Below are 20,226 nucleotides of genomic sequence, written 5' to 3'. Positions count from 1 at the left end.
AAAAATGAAAAAATCAGTATTAAAAACAGTAGTAGTAGCTTGCTTTTTTATGTTAACAGCTTGTGGTGGTGGAGGACCAGAAGGTGCTACAATTAGCTTTTTAGAAGCTATGTATTCTGGAGATTTTGAAACAGCTAAAAAACATGCAACTACAGACACAAAATCTATGTTGTCTATGCTAGAGTCTTTTGGCGCAAAAGATCAATTTGCAGATAAGATGAAAGAAGCAGATATTTCTTTTAAAGTAGTTGATACTAAAATTGATGGAGACAAAGCAGTATGTACTGTAAAAATGTCAAGTAGTCAAGATGAAAAAGATCAAGACATGCCAATGAATCTTATTAAAGAAGAAGGAAAATGGTTGGTAAGTATGGACAAAGAGTCAATGAATAAAGAAGGCTTAGATAAAGCTAATAAAGAAACAGGAAATCCTGATATGGAGTCTGATGACGATATGGATGAGGAAATGATTGAGGAAGATGATTATGAGGCTGCAGAGTAAATGTTAAAAACCACTATAAAAATATCACTAGTCTTAGCTGTTATTTTTTTAGCATATAAATTTTTTAAAGACGATTCAAACAGACCGTATGAATCGTCTTTTTTGTATAAATTATCGCCTAAAGAAAAAGCTAAACTTCAAACTGGAGATATTATTTTACGACGAGGTTATGGTTTTGTAAGTACAATGATTTCTAAAATGATGAGTGAGGACTATGATGTCACGCATTTAGGTGTTGTAATCAAGCAAAATGATAGTTTAAAAATAGCACATGCGCTGTCAAGTAGCGTATCTAATCAGGATGGTTTACGTTTGCAGGCAATAGATTCTTTTGTGCACAATTCTCATGACAGCACTATTTTAGTCACTAGATTAAAAAATATAGATACAATTAAACAAAGTAAAATTGTAAAGCAAATTGATTATTACTATAAAAAACAATTACCGTTTGATCATAGCTTTAATTATAAAGATACTACTGAGCATTATTGCTCTGAGTTAATTTGGCGTATATATGAGCATAATTTAAAAATTCTGCAAGTAGCAGATAGTATTACAGATCAGCAAAAATATAATACGCTTAAAACGTTTTACGATCCAAATTATTTTAATATTATAATCAATCACCAAAAGTAAAATAATCTAGTTTTTTTCGACTTGCCTTTTAATTTTCTTAATAGCAGTTTCAATAGGTTTTTCAGGCTCTATAATATTATATTCACCCCAAAAATCGGGATCTCTAAAGCCGGAAACTTGGTCTTGTAAAATACTATTTTGTTTAAGTTTTTTAGACTGTGTATTGGTTAATAAATTCTTATTAATATTCCAATCTGTTATAGCCATTTCACTTTGTAATGTATATCTACTATTAAACCATCGGTTATCCCAATTAACTTTAAAAGAGATTAATATATTGCTATAAGCAAAATACCATTTGCCATCTTTTGTTCTGTAATTAACCTTGTAAGCAGCTTCAGTTGGATATACATTAGCTTTTCTTGGTTTTTTTCTAACAAATAATTTGGTAGCTTCGGTTTGATTTTCAACATTTAAATTAAAGACAGCACTAGTTAAAGCATAATTATTAGCGTCAATAAAAAGTGTGCCATAATACAAAGGTCTATAAACATTTTCTTTTTGTTTAAAATTTACAACATAAACTAATTGATTATCAACCTGAGTAGATCTACCAAAAGTAAACGTGTAGTCACTCAGGGTTTCATCATTAAAAATGTATTCAGGATACTTAATAATGTCAGTGTGTAAACTGCTAAAGGGACCTCCTTGAATTTTAAGTGCTATGGTATCTAACCTTGAGTAATCCGTGTTTTTTCTAGCCTTTATTAAAGTAACATCGTCATTTTTGCTAGAGTTATAAGACGATTTATTAATGCTAACAATGGCTTCAGACAATGATGCATTTCTGTTACGTTTTTTAATAGTTTCTCTATAAAAACCTGTCATAAACACAGTTTCAGTAGCATAGTTGTCTCCTTTTAGGTTTAGTACTTTTTTTACTAATTCTTCTGCATCTTTAGGCGCTGCAATATCTATAGCAGCCAATACTGTGGCTGCTTCTTGTAAATATATTTTAGTGTCAGTTGGTTTAAATTCTGATAAAGCAACTTCTAATTTTTGATACCCTAAATAAGATATTGTTACATTGTTTTGTAACAGGTCTTCTGGAACCTTTAACGTAAACTCACCATCACTATTAGCTATAGAACTAACATTGGAGTTGGTAATAATTAAATCGGCTAATGCTAAAGGATTATTGGTAGTTTTATCTAAAACTATTCCTTTAAATTCGGTTATATTTTGACTAAAACCAAAAAAACAAGTTAGTAGTGTAAAATAGACTATGTAGTTTTTAATGTTTAAAGGTAGTACAGTTGATTTCACTAGTGTTGTGTTTGCAGATTATCTTATAAAGTTACTCAAATTTCAACACTTTACTCTTGGGTTTTATGTTAATTTTAAGACATACTAAAGGGCAAACTGCCTTATCTTTACAGCAGATTAATTTGTAACTATGCCAACAGACTGTATACCCTTTAAAGAAACTGGATATTTTTCTCAATTAATTTGTGATTATTTAGCTGAAGCTGAATCACTAAAACCGTTTTATAATAGGTTTCCTAATATCAAAAACTTTAAAGCTCAAATAAAACAGAAGCAAGATAATTTTTCTCAAGAAGGTAGAGTTGTCTTAGTAAAAACTTTGCAAGAGCAATATAACCTTCTGGAAACTTCAGAAGCTACAGACACTAACATTAGGTTATTAGCAGACAATAAAACCTTTACAATTACAACAGGTCATCAGCTAAATTTATTTACAGGACCATTATATTTTTTGTATAAAATTGTGTCTACAATAAATTTAACTAAGCAATTAAAAATACAATATCCAGAATATAATTTTGTGCCTATCTATTGGATGGCTTCAGAGGATCATGATTTTGAAGAAATAAATTATTTCAATTTTAAAGGCAAAAAGATACGTTGGAACAAAAATGCTTCAGGAGCAGTTGGAGATTTAGATACTACTGGTTTAGATAATGTATTAGACCTTTTTGCAAAAGAGTTAGGGATTGGTCAAAATGCTAAATTTTTAAAAACACTATTTGAAAACGCATACTTAAAACATGATAATTTAGCTAAAGCTACACATTATTTAGCAAATGCATTATTTGGTGAGCATGGTTTGGTAATTATAGATGCCAATAATAAAGATTTTAAAACATTATTTATACCTCAAATTAAAACAGAGTTATTTAATAATACATCATTTCAAAAAGTTACTGAAACATCAAATCAATTAAGTCAAGTATCAGAAAACTACTCTATACAAGTAAATCCTAGAGATATAAATTTATTTTACATCACTAAAAATGTAAGAGAACGTATAGTTTTTAAAGATCAAAAATATTCTGTTTTAAACACGTCAATATCTTGGACTAAAGAAGAGTTGTCAAAACATATAGACCAGGCTCCAGAATGTTTTAGTCCTAATGTAATTATGCGTCCATTGTATCAAGAAGTTATTTTGCCAAATTTATGTTACATTGGTGGAGGTGGTGAGCTAGCTTACTGGTTTCAGTTAAAAGCTAATTTTAAAGCTAATAATGTCGTTTTTCCAATATTACTTTTACGTAATTCGGTTTTAATAAAAACAAAACAGCAAGCGGATAAACTTAAAAAACTAAGCATATCTGATAAGGACTTGTTTTTAAAACGTGATAGTTTTATTAACAAAAAAGTACGTGAAATTTCTAATATTGATATTGATTTTTCTGAGCAAATTCAACATCTAAAATTACAGTTTCAACAACTTTATAAGCTTGCAGAATCAACGGATAAGTCTTTTGTTGGTGCTGTAGCTTCTCAAGAAAAAAAGCAAATTAATGGGTTGGCACATCTTGAAAAAAGATTGTTAACTGCTCAAAAAAGAAAACTTAAAGATCATGTAGAGCGTATTACCGATTTACAATACCAATTGTTTCCTAATTATAGTTTGCAAGAACGTAATACTAATTTTTCAGAATTATATTTAGAATTTGGTGCAGATTTAATACCTCAGTTAATTAAAAATTTAAAACCTTTGCAAGGTCAATTTTTAATTCTTGAATTATAAGTATGCATAAAATAGATTTAGATTTAGTTGAAATGACGCTAGACGTCATGAAATATACAATAGATCGTATTTCAAAAACTGAAGACGTCATTGGTAAACCTCAAAAAGCCGAAACTTTAAAAGCGCTTGTAGGAGAAACAGTGACAGACAAAGGTATTGGTGGCGAGACTGCTTTTAACCTATGGAAGCAACACTTAATGCATGCCAATGTAAAAATTGATCATCCACGTCATTTAGCATTTGTGCCAGCATCTCCAACCAGAGCCTCTATTTTATTTGATTTGGTAACTTCAGCATCAAGTATTCATGGTGCGTATTGGATGGAAGGTGCAGGTGGTATTTTTTGCGAAAACGAAGCTATGAAGTGGATTGTATCCTTAACAGGATTACCACAAGGTGCTTTTGGTGTATTTACTAGTGGTGGTACTGCAGCAAACTTGTCTGCAATTGTTACAGCACGCGAGTATTGGAGAAGTTTAAACGATGACAACAAAAATCAAAAAGGGTTAATCATTACCTCAATTGGTGCACACTCTTCAATCAAAGCTATGGCTAAAGTGGTGGATGTGGATGTATTATTGGTAGATACAGAAGACCGTTTAAAAGGGGACGCTTTAAAGCAAACTATTTCAGACTTAACAACACACCAAAGACAACGTCTATTTGCGGTAGTTGCAACAGGAGGAACTACAAATGCAGGAATTATTGACGATTTAGAAGGTATTGCAAACATTTGCGAAACAGAACATTTATGGTTGCATGTAGATGCAGCTTATGGTGGTGGTGCGTTAGCAGCAGACTCTGTTAGGCACTTATTTAACGGAATTGAAAAAGCAGACAGCATTACCATTGATCCACACAAATGGATGTTTTCTCCATACGATTGTGGTGCTGTAATATATAAGCAACCAGAATTAGCTAAAAAAGCGCACGCACAGGAAGGTTCCTATTTAGATATTTTTAAAGACGAAGGAGCACATGGTTTTAATCCAACAGATTACCAAATACAACTAACACGTCGTGTACGTGGATTACCTTTATGGTTTAGTTTAGCTACTCATGGTACAGATAGGTATAAAGAAGCTGTGGAGCGTGGTTTGGAATTAGCAACCATAGCTGGACAATTAATAAAAAATATGGATCATGTAGAGCTTGTAAGAGATCCAAGCTTATCTTGTGTACTTTATAGACGCAAGGGATGGACAGCAAATGACTACAGAGATTGGACTTTTAAAAATCACGATAAAGGCTTTGCATTAGTAACACCAACCAAATGGAAAACTGGAGCTACTTTTGAAACAGTTTCTCGTTTTTGCTTTATAAATCCAGACACAACTACTCAAGATATTAAAGCGATTTTGGAGTCCATGAAATAGTATTTGTTAATTGTTAAAAAAATAGTGCAAATTTTCATAAATCATAAATAGTATTTATCAATGCAATTACTATTTTTGTGCATGCAACACGACAAAGTACTTATTTTAGATTTCGGATCGCAATACACACAACTAATTGCGCGCAGAGTTAGAGAGCTTAACATCTATTCCGAGATACACCCTTTTAACAAACCACCAAAAAACGTAGACGACTACAAAGCAGTAATACTGTCTGGTAGCCCAATGTCTGTAAGATCTAAGGATGCATTTCATCCAGATCTGTCAGAAATTAGAGGTAAAAAGCCTATGCTAGCTGTCTGTTACGGAGCACAATATTTAGCCCATTTTTCTGGAGGTGAAGTAGCCGAATCTAATACACGCGAGTATGGTCGTGCCAACTTAAGTTTTGTAGAGGAGGATACATTTTTTAAAAATATAACAGTAGGTAGTCAAGTATGGATGAGTCACAGTGACACTATCAAACACCTACCAACAAACGCAAAATTATTAGCAAGCACACACGATGTGCAAAACGCAGCTTATAAGATAGAAGGCGAGTCGACTTACGCGATTCAATTTCATCCAGAAGTTTACCATTCTAAAGATGGTAAACAATTACTAGAAAACTTTTTAGTATCAATCGCAAATGTAAATCCAGATTGGACACCAAATGCATTTGTGCAAGAAACCGTTGAGGATTTACAAGCAAAACTTGGAGACGATAAAGTTGTTCTTGGATTATCAGGAGGCGTAGACAGCTCAGTAGCAGCCATGTTATTGCACAAAGCAATAGGTAAAAACCTGTACTGCATTTTTGTAAATAACGGATTATTACGTAAAAACGAATTTTCTGATGTATTAGAACAATACAAAGGAATGGGCTTAAACGTAAAAGGTGTAGACGCTTCGGCACGCTTTTTGGATGCATTAGCAGGACTGAGTGATCCAGAAAAAAAGCGTAAAGCTATTGGTAATGCGTTTATCGAAGTTTTTGACCAAGAAGCAAACCTAATAGAAGACGTAAAATGGTTAGCACAAGGGACCATTTATCCAGACGTGATAGAAAGTGTAAGTGCAACAGGAGGACCAAGTGCAACAATAAAAAGTCATCATAATGTAGGTGGATTACCAGACTACATGAAACTTAAAATTGTAGAGCCACTTCGCGCTTTATTTAAAGACGAAGTAAGACGTGTAGGTGCAAGTATGGGTATGGATAAAGACCTTTTAGGACGCCATCCATTTCCAGGACCAGGTCTAGCAATTAGAATTTTAGGTGATATCACTGCAGAAAAAGTACGTATATTACAAGAAGTAGATGCAGTATTTATTAACGGATTACGCGACGCAGGATTATACGATAAAGTATGGCAAGCAGGTGCTATTTTACTACCAGTAAATAGTGTAGGAGTTATGGGTGACGAGCGTACTTACGAGAAATGTGTAGCACTAAGAGCAGTAGAAAGTACTGATGGTATGACTGCAGACTGGGTAAATTTACCATACGAGTTTTTACAAAAAACAAGTAACGTTATAATAAACAAAGTAAAAGGCGTTAATAGAGTAGTGTACGATATAAGCAGTAAGCCACCAGCAACTATTGAGTGGGAATAAAGTGTAATACCGTCACTTCAAGTAATTTTTAAGCTTGATAAAATAGTATCAAAATGTTGGGCGTTACCACAAGGGTCGCGTCTTCCATTATATCTTTTTTTTGCCATATATGGCAGCAAAAAAAAGGATGCCATTACAACCGCTAACGCAGTTTGAAACGTATAAATAACATATGAGAAAATTAATATATATCTTAAGCGTAGTCGTAATGTTTGGCTGTGCTTCCGCGAAAGCGCAAAATTACAAAACGCATAAAGTAAATGCAGGAGAAACTATAGAGCAAATTGCTGCTAAATATAGTGTTACAAAATCTCAGATTTATGCATTAAATCCAGACGCTAGAAAAGAAGTAAAAGTAAATTCTGTACTTATTATTCCAAATAGTAAAGCTGCACAAACATCACCAAAATTAACAGAGGTTAAAACATTAGATGGCTTTAAAACCCATAAGGTTAAGCGTAAAGAAACACTATATAGTTTATCTAAAAAATATGATGTAGAGCAAGAGGAAATTAAAAAGCATAATCCAGAACTATATGCTAACAATTTGCGTAAAGGTGATAAAATTAAAATTCCAGTTTACAAAGTAACAAAAGCTATTGTTGAGACAAAATTAGCGACAAAAACACATACTGTTAATCCAAAAGAAGGAAAATGGCGTATAGCTTACCAATACGGTATAACAGTACAAGAGTTAGAAGATTTAAATCCTGATATGTCAGCTGTTTTACAACCAGGAGAAGTTATAAATGTTCCTAATCTAGAAGCTGAAGAAGTTAAAACAATAGATGAAAAATACAGTTATTACACAGTTTTAAAATCTGAAGGATTTTATAGACTAAAACTTAAAACCGGATTAGAACAGGAGCAATTAGAGCAATTAAATCCAGAGCTTTTAACCACAGGCTTAAAAGAAGGCATGGTTTTAAAAATACCTTTTGATGCTAATGTTAGAGCAAAAAATGAAGGTTTAGGTATCACTTTGGCAGGAGAGAAGTTGTATACATCAGATTTAGCAACACGTAATTTGGATGTAAATACAAAACACATAGCAATAATGCTACCTTTTAAATTAAGTAAGGTAGATGCAGACTCAGTTTACGACGCTAAAAAGCTAATAAAAAACGATCCTTATGTTAGTACCTCTTTAGATTTTTACTCAGGAGCAAAAATGGCAATAGATAGTTTAGCAACTTTAGGAATAAATCTTAAGGTAGATGTCTATGACACAGAAAATAGAGAAAGTAAAGTTGTGTCATTATTACAATCTAATAATTTTGACGATGTAGATGTAGTGATTGGACCAGTAATGCCAAAACTTTTTAATACTGCAGCAGCAACACTAAAAAGTAAAAAAATACCATTAGTATCTCCAATAACAAAAACGGTAGACTTACAAGAAAATGTATTTCAGTCTAGACCAGACGAGGCATTGTTAAAAGAAAAACTATTAAATTATTTTAAAGCAGATAGCACATCACACTTTATAATCGTCTCTGATATGAAAAATAAAGCAACAGCAGATGCACTTAAGGTGTCTTTCCCTAAGGCAGCAATGGTAAAATCTAGAAAAGTTGCTAAGACAGGAGCAGATGCTTATTATGTATTTGATCAAGATATGGTTAATGTGCTTAAACCAGGTAAAAATATTGTCTTTTTAGAAACTGAAAATGCAGGATTTGTATCAAATGTTTCTAGTATCTTAAATTCTAAAATTAAACCAAATATGTCTGTCGTATTAACAACTACAGATAAAAATAGTGCGTTTGAGGATGATGAGGTTAGAAGTACACATTTGTCTAATTTAGGATTTACCTATGCGTCCATTAATAAGTCTTTTAGCGAAGACGAAAATAACAGTTTTGCAAAACGTTACAAAGCAATGTATAATGAGTCACCAAACACATACGCTGTAAGAGGATTTGATTTAACAATGGATGTTGTTTTACGTTTAGTAACTTCAGAGGATATTTATACCTCTGTAAATGAGTCTCCATTGACAACTTATGTAGAAAATAAATTTGCATACAAAAAGAAATTATTTGGAGGGTATTACAACAATACAGTATACATTGTTAAATACCAAGATTTAAAAATAGTAGAAGTAAAAAATTAAAAAGTAGTCGTTTTTATAATCATGTTTAAGTACGTATTTATTTGCTTGGGGTTTTTCTTGTTACACAGTGATGTAATGGAGGAGCTGTCCTGGAGTGAAAATTACAAACTTAATTGGGATGATTTTAAAGGACAACCTAATCAGGATACAGATGCTGTTGCAGTAACAGCATCTGGTATTACTTTTAGTTACTCTATTAACAAACGTGATAATAAAGTCTATGGTTTTAAAACCTTAGTTAAAGCGTTTTTTTATCCAGAACATTCTTGGTGTAAATCAGACCAAGTAGATAAACACGTTTTAGGTCACGAGCAATTACATTTTGATATTACAGAGTTGCATGCAAGGCTATTTAGGCAACGCATCGCTGCAATTAAGCCACATGAAGATTTGGCTAAAACACTTCAAGATATGCATAATGCGATTGATAGTCAATTAGCAGAGATGCAAAATACGTACGACTTACAAAGCGAATATTCTATTAACGTCGATGGTCAAAAAAAATGGAAGGACAGTATTGCTGTGCGTCTAAAAGCTGTAAACAAGTTTAAATCTAAAGGATAATTTGCTTCAACCAGACAAAGATTTTTTAATTAAATTGGCACATACCAAAATGCCTTTTGGTAAATATAAAGACCGTTTCTTGATAGACTTACCAGAGTATTATATTGTTTGGTATCATAATAAAGGATTCCCTAAAGGAAAACTAGGCGAAATGTTAGAAACCGTTTATACGGTTAAATTAAATGGATTGGAAGATTTAATTCGTAACATAAAAAAACAATATCCTAAATAGACTTCTTAGTAGATTTTAAGCTTATTAATAGTTTTCATTAGGCTCTATATGAATAAGCACGTGTCCTAAATTTGGAATTTGTTCTCGCAAATAGTCTTTTAAGTTGTGAGAAATGTCGTGTCCTAGTTTTACTGAAATATTACCATCCACAATAGCATGTAAATCAACATTAAACTTCATTCCAGCTTTACGTATAAAGCATTTTTCGGTACCTAAAACACCTTCCACTTTTAAGGATTGTTCTCTAATGTCAATAATTAGATCATCATAAACTTGCTCATCCATGACTTCACCTAAAGCAGGTCTTAAAATTAAATAACTATTATATAATATAAAGGCTGACGCAAATAAAGCAGCCCAATCATCAGCAGTTTCAAATCCTTTACCAAATACTATTGCTATAGAGATACCAATAAATGCCATCACTGACGTTATAGCATCACTACGATGGTGCCAAGCGTCTGCTTTTAATGATGAGCTATTGGTTTGTTTACTTTTTTTTATTACAATCTGAAACGCTATTTCTTTCCAAATAATAATCACACCTAAAACAATTAGTGTCCATGATTTAGGTGTTTTATGAGGTGTTAAAATATTATGAATACTCTCTGATGCAATAATGGTCGCAGACACAACTAAAAAGGCAACAACAGCAAAAGTGATTAAAGGTTCGATTTTTCCATGACCATAAGGATGATTATCATCTGCAGGACGTTTTGCATATTTAAAACCAAATAATACTAATAGTGAAGCAAATATATCTGTTGTAGACTCAATAGCATCTGCGATTAATGCATAAGAGTTTCCAAAAACACCAGCAAGTCCCTTAATAAGCGCAAGCAATGTGTTTCCGATAATACTAAAGTAAGTTGTTTGTATTGCAGTTTGCTCGTTAGTCATTGTGTAGGTCTGATTTTTTAATCATTCTAAAAAATACGTAAAGTTATATTAATAACCATGTTAAAAAAGGTGTCACTAAGTAATTTGATGAAATTAAAATCTAATGAGTTGTTTTTCAAAGCCTAAGTGAACAAGCAAAGTTTAGGTTTTTTAAATAATTAATAGATGTAAGTGCTAAGTCGCTCTTTAAAAAATATAAAAAAGAGTTGTAAAAATAAAACAAGAAAGACCAACAGTTTCTACTTAAAAATCGTAAATTTGCTCGCGTTTAACAACGCAACATGACATCAGAAACTAAGTACATATTTGTAACAGGAGGAGTAACATCTTCCTTAGGAAAAGGAATTATAGCAGCATCTCTTGCTAAACTACTTCAAGCGCAAGGTTACAGAACCACAATCCAAAAATTAGACCCTTATATTAACGTAGATCCAGGTACGCTAAACCCATATGAGCATGGCGAATGTTATGTTACAGATGATGGTGCAGAAACCGATTTGGACCTTGGACATTATGAGCGTTTTTTAAACGTACCAACTAGTCAAGCTAATAATGTTACGACTGGACGTATTTATCAAAGCGTTATAAATCGTGAACGTAAAGGTGAGTTTTTAGGAAAAACAGTACAAGTTATCCCTCATATTACTGACGAAATTAAACACAGAATCCAAATCCTAGGTAACTCTGGAGATTATGATATTGTTATTACTGAAATTGGTGGAACCGTTGGAGATATTGAGTCCTTACCATACATTGAAGCAGTAAGACAATTAAAATGGGATTTAGGTGATAATAATGCATTAGTAATTCACTTAACATTAATTCCATATTTAACAGCAGCTGGAGAGTTAAAAACAAAACCAACCCAACATAGTGTAAAAACATTAATGGAAAGTGGTGTACAAGCAGATATATTAGTTTGTCGTACAGAGCATGAATTACCTTCAGATCTAAAAAGAAAATTAGCCTTATTTTGTAATGTACGCGAAGAGGCAATCATACAATCTATTGATGCATCAACAATTTATGATGTGCCAAATTTAATGCTTGAAGAAAAACTGGATCAAGTTGTACTTAAAAAATTAGCATTAAATAGTGACGTTCCTGATTTAACAACTTGGAATAAGTTTGTACAAAGACATAAAAATCCAAAATCTGAAATTACAATTGGATTAATAGGTAAGTATGTAGAGTTACAAGATTCTTATAAGTCTATATTAGAAGCATTTATTCATGCTGGAGCAGAAAACGAAGTTAAAGTAAATGTAGAGTCTGTACATTCTGAGTATTTAAATGCAGACAATATTAAAATGAAGTTATCACACCTTGATGGTGTATTAGTAGCTCCAGGTTTTGGAGAGCGTGGTATAGAAGGAAAAATAACAGCAATTAAATATGTACGCGAAAACAACATTCCGTTTTTAGGAATTTGTTTAGGTATGCAAATGGCAGTTATTGAGTTTTGTCGTAACGTCATGGGATTAGCAGATGCTAACTCTACAGAAATGGATTCTAAGACTACAAATCCAGTTATTGATATTATGGAAGACCAAAAAACCATCACAGACAAAGGAGGAACAATGCGTCTTGGTGCTTGGGATTGCCATATCGAAAAAGAGTCTATAGCTTATAAAGTCTACCAATCTCAAGATATTAAAGAGCGTCACAGACATAGATATGAGTTTAATAGTAATTTTAAAACTCAAATTGAAGCTGCAGGATTAAAAGCAACTGGTTATAATCCTGATACAAAATTGGTCGAAATTGTTGAAAATCCATCTCATCCTTGGTTTGTTGGTGTGCAATACCACCCAGAATATAAAAGTACAGTAGCCAATCCACATCCTTTATTTGTGGCATTTGTAAAAGCAAGTTTAAAGCACAGTAAGAAAAAATAAGTGTCAATTTGACACCAATTTAAAAGTGGTCGTATATTTGACTAATTAATTATTCCTTGAATAAGTTAGAGGAACCAAACAATTATGGAAGAAAAAAAACTAGACGTTAAGTCGATAATAGGATTTGTATTAATTTTCGGAATCTTATTATTCATGATGTGGCAAAACCAGCCATCTCCTGAAGAGCTTAAAGCGCAAGAGTTAGAAAAGCAAGCTCAAATTGAGGCTCAGAAAAAAGTAAATGCTACAGCTCCATCAGAGACTAAAGTTACTACTGCATTAGATTTTTCTAAACCAAAGGACTCTACTCAAGTAGCAGCATTACAATCAAAAATCGGTGATTTTGCTTATTCTTTAGCGACTACAACTGCTACAGATAGTGAGGTATTGGTTGAAAGTGATTTGTTAGCATTAAAGTTTAACACAAAAGGTGGTCATTTATCAGAGGTTAAACTTAAAAACTTTGTAAACTTTGATTCTATTCCAATTTACTTAGTAAAGGATGGTAATTCGGTATTTAATATCAATTTCCAAACAACAGATAATCGTACTTTAAATACTAAAGATTTATATTTTCAGCCTACAGTAACTAAAAGTGGAGAAAACACAGTAGTGTCCATGAAGTTAAAAACTGCAGAAGATAAATTTTTAGAGTATAATTATGTAGTTAAGCCAAACGATTATATGGTAGATTTTACCATTAAATCTCAAGGTTTAGAGTCTGCTATAAATACGTCAAATCCTATTAATTTAGATTGGACACAAAAAACAATAAGACATGACCAAAGTATTAGTTACGAGAATAGATACACACGTTTAACCTACCAAACAGATGGTGATGTAGACAAGTTATCTCAAATGGGTGACGATGATGAGGTTGAAGAGGACGTAACATGGTTATCATACAGACAACACTTTTTTAGTACTATTCTAGTGTCTGATAAAGCGTTTAAGGAAGTTTCAATTACATCTAAAAACTTAGTAGAAGACGAAGCGGTAGATTCTGTATTTACAAAACAATTTTCTACTAAAACTGCATTAGCTTTAAATGGAGCCGCAATTAACAACAACTTAAAGTTGTATTATGGACCAACAGATAGCGAGATTTTAAAAAAATACGATGATAATTTAGTAGAAAGTATCCCATTTGGATGGGGAATTTTTGGATGGATTAACAAGTTTTTATTTATTCCATTATTTAACGGATTAAGTTCGTTTTTACCTTACGGAATTGCAATTATTGTAATGACAGTACTTATTAAGTTAGCTATGTCATTTGTACAATACAAGCAATACTTATCGCAAATGAAGCTTAAAGTTTTAAAACCAGAACTTGATGCTATCAGAGAAAAGTATAAAGACAACAAAATGAAGGCGCAACAGGAAACTATGGCACTTCAAAACAAAGCAGGAGCAAGTCCTTTAGCAGGATGTTTACCAGCATTTATTCAAATGCCAGTATTTTATGCTTTATTTATGTTTTTTCCAACTGCATTTGCTTTAAGACAGAAAAAGTTTTTATGGGCAGAAGACTTATCTTCTTATGATGTTGTTGCAGAATTACCTTTTAATATCCCATTATATGGAGATCACGTAAGTTTATTTCCAATATTAGCTGCAATCGCTATTTTCTTTTACATGAAGTTAACGACTGGTCAAAACCAAATGTCAGCGCCACAACAAGAAGGGATGCCTGATATGGCTAAGATGATGAAGTATATGATATACTTTGCTCCAATCATGATGTTAATTTTCTTTAATCAATACGCTTCAGGACTAAGTTTATACTATTTTATCTCTAATTTAATTAGTATTGGTATTTTATTGGTAATTAAGAATTTTATATTAGATGAAGATAAGATTCATGCTAATATTCAGGTTCAAAAAGCTAAGCCTAAAAAAGAAAGTAAGTTTCAGAAAAAAATGAAAGAAATGATGGAACAAGCTGAAAAACAAAAACAAATGCAACAAAAAAATAAAGGTAAATAATCTCTTTATTTAAAATTAATAAAAAAAGCTGTCTGCTATAATTTTAGTTTGGCAGCTTTTTTGTTATAACAAATGTTTAATTTTAACGTTAAACCGGAAGGCATGGTTTCCGCGAAAGCGATATAAAGTAACGATACAATGAAAAAAACAAGTTTTTTATTATTCTGTTTATTTGTCACAAGTCTAGTGATGGCTCAAAGTTTAAATCAGTTTGACGCTAATGCACAACGTCATGGTACTTGGAAAAAGAATTTTGACAATACTAAAGTGGTTAGATATGAAGGCCAATTTGACCATGGTAAGGAAGTAGGAACATTCAAATTTTATAAAAATATAGATAATAAAGCGGTATTAACTGCGACCAAGGTTTTTAATGCAGATAATGATGTTGCTTTAGTAACCTTTTATTCTAGTAATGGAAAAAAGATAAGTGAAGGTAAAATGCGTGGTCATGATTATATTGGTAAATGGGTAATTTATCATAAAAATGTAGACCAAGTTATGACGCAAGAATTATATAATGATAAAGGTAAGCTTGAAGGAGAACGTTTGGTATTTTATTTAAATGGTCAAATAGCCGAAAAAGCATATTACATGGACGGATTATTACATGGCGAATCTAAATGGTATGCAGAAAATGGTACTATAATGAAACTAATAACTTATAACGCTAATAAGTTTGAAGGTCCTTATAAAACTTACACTAAAGATGGTGTTATAGCTGTAGAAGGTTATTACAAGGACGACGTAAAATGTTGTGTATGGAAACGTTATAAAGATGGGAAGTTAGTCGAAGAAAAAGACTTAGATAAAAAAGCAAAAAAATAAGCTTTAGTTATTATAAATTAAAAAACGCCTTAATGTCTTAAGGCGTTTTTTTTTGCTATCAAAATGTTAGTTTTAAAGGGAATAAACTATTTACATAAGACTTTATATTCTTATTGTAATGGTAAAATTACTTTATCAATTGGGTGTACAACACCATTGATTGCTTGAATATCTACTAATGATGTAACAATGTTACTTACTCTTCCATTAGCATCAGTTAAAGTAAAGTTAGTTGCGTCTGCAGTAATATCTCCACCTAATGTCGTTACTGGTCCACTTATTAGCATACTAGATTGTACGTTAGCTCCAACAATGTGGTACGTTAGTACAGCGTCAACTGTTGCAGTATCTAAATCTGTTAAAGCAGTTGCGTTTAATTCCATTAATAAACTTCCAAAAGCAGCATCAGTTGGAGCAAATACAGTAAATGGTCCAGCTGTTGCATCAGAAACGGTTGTAATATAAGGTACAGTTGGTGTCCCAGAATCTGCGTATTGTAATGCTGCAACTAAGTTGCTTAATGCAGGATTTGATGTTGCAAACGTTGCTATAGTTGGTAAATCTATTACAGTATCTACTGCATGGATAATTCCGTTTGTTCCTACAACGTCAGCAGCAGTAACAGTAGATATTCCGTTAAAACTAACACCATTTGTAGTGTCAAAATATAAACTTAAAGCGTTTCCTCCAGGACCACTAGCAGAGGTGTTTGTGTATCCAGAAACTAAAGTAGTTAAGTCAGTAGACGATAATGCACCACCAACAACGTGATTTAATAATAACTCAGATAATGCATCTGTAGGTACATCTACTAAAGCTGTTCCGTTTAAATATGTTGCAAATGCAGTATTGTCTGGAGCTAATACTGTAAAAGGTCCTGCTCCTGATAAAACATTTACTAAATCACCATCTGCAGCACCTAAAGCTGCTACAAGACTTGAAAAATTAGCATTATTTACTGCATGATCTACCACTGTAGGTAAAGCAATTACTTTATCTACAATATGTACAATACCATTAGATGCAGTAACATCTGCAGTTGATACTTCAGACACATTATTAAATACGACACCATTAGAAGTGTCAAATAATAAACTTATTTTGTTATCTCCTGCACCATCAGCCAAAGTATTAGTGTAACCACTACCTAAACCTACAAGGTCTGTTGATGTAACCGTACCACTTATTACATGGTTTAGTAATGTTTGTGCTAAGGCTGCATCTGGAATATCTTGTACAGTTGCCCAACCATTATCAGACATAAATTCTGCAAAAGCTTCATTTGTTGGTGCTAATACTGTAAAAGGTCCAGGTCCACTTAAAGTAATGGCTAAATCTGCTTCCACTACTGCAGCAACTAAACTACTTAAACTTGCTGTTGCTTGAGCTGTTTCAACAATATTTAAAGTTGTTGGCGTTGGTGTTGGCGTTGGTGTTGACGCATCGTCATCGTCACTACATGACCATAACACAAAAGTTGCTAAAAATAGTAGCGATAATTTTTTAATCGTTTTCATAATAAAGTTTTTTAATAGGTTTGTTTAACAAAACTATAAAAAGATTAAACAAAAAGAATTAAAGATTTGTTAAAGTTATTTAAATGTTTATTTGTCAGTCATTTATTAAGTCATTCCATTTATATATATGTGTTTGATTTTTTTTAGAAAGACTTATCTTTGCAGTCTATTAAAATTAGTCATGAAAAAAAGAGTTATTGTTGGATTATCAGGAGGAGTGGATTCTAGTGTTGCTGCGTATTTATTAAAAGAGCAAGGTTATGAGGTTATAGGTCTTTTTATGAAAAATTGGCACGACGACAGTGTAACAATTTCTGATGAGTGTCCTTGGTTGGATGATAGTAATGATGCAATGTTGGTCGCAGATAAATTAGGAATACCTTTTCAAACTGTAGATTTAAGCGAACAGTATAAGGAGCGCATCGTAGATTATATGTTTGACGAGTATGAAAAAGGTCGCACACCTAATCCAGATGTTTTATGTAATAGAGAAATTAAGTTTGATGTCTTCATGAAAATCGCCTTAGATTTAGGTGCAGATTATGTAGCTACAGGTCATTATTGCAGAAAAACAACCCTTACAAAAAACGGAGAAGAGGTACACCAATTATTAGCAGGTAAGGATCCAAATAAAGATCAATCTTACTTTTTATGTCAATTATCTCAAGAGCAATTGGCTAAAGCATTGTTTCCTATTGGTGAATTATTAAAACCAGAAGTTAGAGAAATAGCTAAAGCTCAGGATTTAATAACTGCAGACAAAAAAGATTCTCAAGGATTATGTTTTATTGGTAAAGTTAGATTGCCAGACTTTTTACAACAACAACTTAAGCCTAAAGAAGGTGTTATTGTAGAAATACCTAGAGATAATTCATTTTATAATGAAACGCTTCCTAGCTTCAATAATAAATTAGAAGAATTAAAATATCGTTCTAGAAAACCTAGCTATAGTATAGCTGAAGGTGTAGTAAAAGGAAAGCATCAAGGCGCACATTATTTTACTAAAGGACAACGTAAAGGATTAGCAGTAGGTGGTACAGCAGAACCATTATTTGTGATAGATACAGACGTTACAGAAAATGTTATTTATACAGGTCAAGGGACAACACACCCAGGATTATATAAAAATGTTTTATTTGTATCTAATGAAGAGTTGCATTGGGTTAGAGAGGACTTAGCATTAGCTACAGACCAGACCATGGAAGTGTTAGCAAGAATAAGATATAGACAAGTTTTGCAAAAAGCAACATTACATAAAGTAGAAAGTGGTATGTATGTAGAATTTGAAAACCAACAATCAGCTATTACTGAGGGGCAATTTGTTGCTTGGTATTTAGAGGAAGAATTAGTTGGTTCAGGTGTAATTTCTTAACTTGCAGTAACAAAAGTTACTGTTATGAAAAACCTACTTCTTTTTTTCGTTTTATCCTATTCGGCATTGTCATTTGGACAAGAGCATGCTTGGGTCTATTTATCGGATAAACCTAATAGCGCAGCAGCATTAGCAAATCCCAATACAATTTTAACACAAAAAGCGCTGGATCGTAAAGCAGCTCATAATGTTGTTGTAGATTTTAAAGACGTTCCTGTGGAAGAAAGTTACATTGCACTTATCAAATCTCAACCAGGTGTTACTGTAATGTCAAAATCAAAATGGTTTAATGCCTTGCATGTTATAGGTAATCCATCAGACATCATGGCGTTAAATAGCTTAACCGTTAATAGTACTACTATAGTTAGTAGTATAGATTTTGCGGACGATAATTTTGACGCCAGAATAAGTCAAAATCTAGATAAGCATGAGTTTGAAGCTAGTCTAACTACATTTAATTATGGTAATGCAGCAAATCAAGCAGTGATGATTGGTGCAGACGACTTGCACCAACATCCAGATAGTTATACAGGTTCTGGTATGACCGTCGCAGTTATAGATGCAGGATTTACCAATGTAGGTACCATGAATGGTTTTCAGCGTTTGCGTGATAATGGTGGTATTTTAGGAGGTTATGATTTTGTAGACAGAAACACAGATGTATATGCTTACACAGGAAACTCTCATGGAACATGGGTATTAAGCGATATGGCTGGTTTTTTACAAGATCAATTTGTAGGGACTGCTCCAGATGCAAATTATTATTTATTTAGAACAGAAGATGCAGCTACTGAAACCCCTTTAGAAGAAAGTCTATGGGTTGAAGCAGCAGAGCGTGCAGATAGTTTAGGAGTAGATGTTATAAACTCGTCTTTAGGATATACCACTTTTGATAATCCTAATTACAGTTATACTCCTGCCGAAATGGATGGTAACACAGCCTACATTACCAAAGGTGCAAATATTGCTTTTCAAAAAGGGATCTTAGTTGTTAATTCTGCAGGTAATTCTGGTAGCGGAAGCTGGCAGATTGTTGGAGCTCCAGCAGATGCAGCTGGTGTATTTAGTATTGGTGCTGTAAAGGCAGATGGTACTTATGCATCATTTAGCTCTAGAGGTAGCAGTGCACAACCAACTCAAAAACCAGATGTCGTGGCCCAAGGTCAAGCCAATTATATTATTACAACTTCGGATGTGGTTACCACATCTAATGGTACCTCATTTAGTTCGCCAATTATGGCAGGTGGAATCGTTTGTTTATGGCAAGCGCTACCTAATCTTTCAAATGCCGAAATCATGCAGTTAGTTCGTGAATCTGCTTCGCAATACAATGCGCCAGATTTCTTTTTAGGCTATGGTATTCCTGATTTATCTTTGGCTTTAGCACAAGGTTTGTCTGTAAGCGAGTTTCAAGATGAAAACGTAACATTAAAGTTATATCCTAATCCAGTGTCTAATCAATTAACTATTCAAATTCCTAGTCAATATGAAGAAGCTCGAGTTAGACTATATGACGTTTTAGGAAAGAAAATTATTGATACAAAGATAACAGCAATCAATAAAACAATAAACACAAGCGCATTGTCTAAAGGTGTTTATTTAGTTAAGGTTGAATCTGAAGGTTTAGCGATCACTAAAAAGATAATTAAAAACTAGAGGTTACAACTAACGTATATCGCCTTCG

General features: G+C 32.7%; 16 protein-coding genes. 13 read left to right on the top strand and 3 right to left on the bottom strand.

Features of this window, described 5'->3' with window-relative positions:
- Nucleotides 1-4: 4 nt before the first annotated feature.
- Both WNY60_RS09355 and WNY60_RS09350 read left to right on the top strand, forming a co-directional pair.
- Nucleotides 5-502: a DUF4878 domain-containing protein gene (locus tag WNY60_RS09355; RefSeq protein WP_145000339.1), complete on the top strand. Its 498-nt coding sequence runs from the start codon at nt 5-7 to the stop codon at nt 500-502.
- Complete coding sequence (locus WNY60_RS09350; RefSeq protein ID WP_342862198.1) at nt 503-1,138, top strand: YiiX/YebB-like N1pC/P60 family cysteine hydrolase; 636 nt, start codon at nt 503-505, stop codon at nt 1,136-1,138. It abuts the gene before it with no gap.
- Nucleotides 1,139-1,144: 6 nt separating this feature from the next.
- On the opposite strand, the gene WNY60_RS09345 is transcribed toward WNY60_RS09350, so the two are convergent.
- Entirely contained in the window at nt 1,145-2,404 is a 1,260-nt protein-coding gene (locus WNY60_RS09345) for a carboxypeptidase-like regulatory domain-containing protein (protein ID WP_342862197.1), read from the bottom strand.
- A 130-nt stretch (nt 2,405-2,534) separates the two neighbouring features.
- Here WNY60_RS09345 and bshC point away from each other — a divergent pair, with 130 nt between their 5' ends.
- The 6 genes from bshC to WNY60_RS09315 all read left to right on the top strand — a co-directional run bounded on the left by bshC (nt 2,535) and on the right by WNY60_RS09315 (nt 10,038).
- Complete coding sequence (bshC, locus tag WNY60_RS09340) at nt 2,535-4,136, top strand: bacillithiol biosynthesis cysteine-adding enzyme BshC (protein ID WP_342862196.1); 1,602 nt, start codon at nt 2,535-2,537, stop codon at nt 4,134-4,136.
- Nucleotides 4,137-4,138: 2 nt separating this feature from the next.
- Nucleotides 4,139-5,512 carry an aminotransferase class V-fold PLP-dependent enzyme gene (locus WNY60_RS09335; RefSeq protein ID WP_342862195.1) on the top strand — a complete coding sequence of 458 codons (1,374 nt, stop codon included), beginning with the start codon at nt 4,139-4,141 and terminating at the stop codon, nt 5,510-5,512.
- 81 nt (nt 5,513-5,593) lie between these two features.
- A complete protein-coding gene (gene guaA / locus WNY60_RS09330) occupies nt 5,594-7,126 on the top strand; it encodes a glutamine-hydrolyzing GMP synthase (protein ID WP_342862241.1) in 1,533 nt (510 codons plus the stop codon).
- A 172-nt stretch (nt 7,127-7,298) separates the two neighbouring features.
- Nucleotides 7,299-9,242 carry a LysM peptidoglycan-binding domain-containing protein gene (locus WNY60_RS09325; protein WP_342862194.1) on the top strand — a complete coding sequence of 648 codons (1,944 nt, stop codon included), beginning with the start codon at nt 7,299-7,301 and terminating at the stop codon, nt 9,240-9,242.
- A 21-nt stretch (nt 9,243-9,263) separates the two neighbouring features.
- Nucleotides 9,264-9,806: a hypothetical protein gene (locus tag WNY60_RS09320; protein ID WP_339808213.1), complete on the top strand. Its 543-nt coding sequence runs from the start codon at nt 9,264-9,266 to the stop codon at nt 9,804-9,806.
- 1 nt (nt 9,807) lies between these two features.
- Nucleotides 9,808-10,038 (top strand): DUF3820 family protein, encoded by a 231-nt coding sequence (locus tag WNY60_RS09315; protein ID WP_145000324.1) that lies wholly within the window; start codon nt 9,808-9,810, stop codon nt 10,036-10,038.
- A 24-nt stretch (nt 10,039-10,062) separates the two neighbouring features.
- On the opposite strand, the gene WNY60_RS09310 is transcribed toward WNY60_RS09315, so the two are convergent.
- Nucleotides 10,063-10,938, bottom strand: a complete 876-nt coding sequence (locus WNY60_RS09310) for a cation diffusion facilitator family transporter (protein ID WP_342862193.1) — start codon at nt 10,936-10,938, stop codon at nt 10,063-10,065.
- Nucleotides 10,939-11,219: 281 nt separating this feature from the next.
- Here WNY60_RS09310 and WNY60_RS09305 point away from each other — a divergent pair, with 281 nt between their 5' ends.
- The 3 genes from WNY60_RS09305 to WNY60_RS09295 all read left to right on the top strand — a co-directional run bounded on the left by WNY60_RS09305 (nt 11,220) and on the right by WNY60_RS09295 (nt 15,653).
- A complete protein-coding gene (locus tag WNY60_RS09305; RefSeq protein ID WP_342862192.1) occupies nt 11,220-12,836 on the top strand; it encodes a CTP synthase in 1,617 nt (538 codons plus the stop codon).
- Nucleotides 12,837-12,920: 84 nt separating this feature from the next.
- On the top strand, nt 12,921-14,825 hold the full coding sequence (gene yidC / locus WNY60_RS09300) for a membrane protein insertase YidC (RefSeq protein WP_342862191.1): 1,905 nt from the start codon (nt 12,921-12,923) through the stop codon (nt 14,823-14,825).
- A gap of 138 nt (nt 14,826-14,963) precedes the next feature.
- Nucleotides 14,964-15,653, top strand: a complete 690-nt coding sequence (locus WNY60_RS09295; protein ID WP_145000312.1) for a toxin-antitoxin system YwqK family antitoxin — start codon at nt 14,964-14,966, stop codon at nt 15,651-15,653.
- A gap of 110 nt (nt 15,654-15,763) precedes the next feature.
- On the opposite strand, the gene WNY60_RS09290 is transcribed toward WNY60_RS09295, so the two are convergent.
- Nucleotides 15,764-17,170: a fasciclin domain-containing protein gene (locus tag WNY60_RS09290; RefSeq protein ID WP_342862190.1), complete on the bottom strand. Its 1,407-nt coding sequence runs from the start codon at nt 17,168-17,170 to the stop codon at nt 15,764-15,766.
- 181 nt (nt 17,171-17,351) lie between these two features.
- Here WNY60_RS09290 and mnmA point away from each other — a divergent pair, with 181 nt between their 5' ends.
- Together mnmA and WNY60_RS09280 are read left to right on the top strand one after the other, a co-directional pair.
- A complete protein-coding gene (gene mnmA / locus WNY60_RS09285; RefSeq protein ID WP_342862189.1) occupies nt 17,352-18,542 on the top strand; it encodes a tRNA 2-thiouridine(34) synthase MnmA in 1,191 nt (396 codons plus the stop codon).
- A 24-nt stretch (nt 18,543-18,566) separates the two neighbouring features.
- Nucleotides 18,567-20,198 carry a S8 family serine peptidase gene (locus WNY60_RS09280; protein ID WP_342862188.1) on the top strand — a complete coding sequence of 544 codons (1,632 nt, stop codon included), beginning with the start codon at nt 18,567-18,569 and terminating at the stop codon, nt 20,196-20,198.
- The last annotated feature ends 28 nt before the right edge of the window (nt 20,199-20,226 follow it).

The organism is Olleya sp. AS48, assembly GCF_038900355.1.
Lineage (GTDB): Bacteria > Bacteroidota > Bacteroidia > Flavobacteriales > Flavobacteriaceae > Olleya.
This window is presented reverse-complemented; position numbering and strand designations above follow the sequence as displayed.

Coding starts and splice junctions, on each gene's coding strand:
- WNY60_RS09290 (WP_342862190.1), bottom strand. CDS start 17,170: ATGAAAACGATTAAAAAATTATCGCTACTATTTTTAGCAACTTTTGTG.
- yidC (WP_342862191.1), top strand. CDS start 12,921: ATGGAAGAAAAAAAACTAGACGTTAAGTCGATAATAGGATTTGTATTA.
- WNY60_RS09325 (WP_342862194.1), top strand. CDS start 7,299: ATGAGAAAATTAATATATATCTTAAGCGTAGTCGTAATGTTTGGCTGT.
- WNY60_RS09320 (WP_339808213.1), top strand. CDS start 9,264: ATGTTTAAGTACGTATTTATTTGCTTGGGGTTTTTCTTGTTACACAGT.
- WNY60_RS09295 (WP_145000312.1), top strand. CDS start 14,964: ATGAAAAAAACAAGTTTTTTATTATTCTGTTTATTTGTCACAAGTCTA.
- WNY60_RS09335 (WP_342862195.1), top strand. CDS start 4,139: ATGCATAAAATAGATTTAGATTTAGTTGAAATGACGCTAGACGTCATG.
- bshC (WP_342862196.1), top strand. CDS start 2,535: ATGCCAACAGACTGTATACCCTTTAAAGAAACTGGATATTTTTCTCAA.
- WNY60_RS09350 (WP_342862198.1), top strand. CDS start 503: ATGTTAAAAACCACTATAAAAATATCACTAGTCTTAGCTGTTATTTTT.
- WNY60_RS09305 (WP_342862192.1), top strand. CDS start 11,220: ATGACATCAGAAACTAAGTACATATTTGTAACAGGAGGAGTAACATCT.
- guaA (WP_342862241.1), top strand. CDS start 5,594: ATGCAACACGACAAAGTACTTATTTTAGATTTCGGATCGCAATACACA.
- WNY60_RS09310 (WP_342862193.1), bottom strand. CDS start 10,938: ATGACTAACGAGCAAACTGCAATACAAACAACTTACTTTAGTATTATC.
- WNY60_RS09355 (WP_145000339.1), top strand. CDS start 5: ATGAAAAAATCAGTATTAAAAACAGTAGTAGTAGCTTGCTTTTTTATG.
- mnmA (WP_342862189.1), top strand. CDS start 17,352: ATGAAAAAAAGAGTTATTGTTGGATTATCAGGAGGAGTGGATTCTAGT.
- WNY60_RS09280 (WP_342862188.1), top strand. CDS start 18,567: ATGAAAAACCTACTTCTTTTTTTCGTTTTATCCTATTCGGCATTGTCA.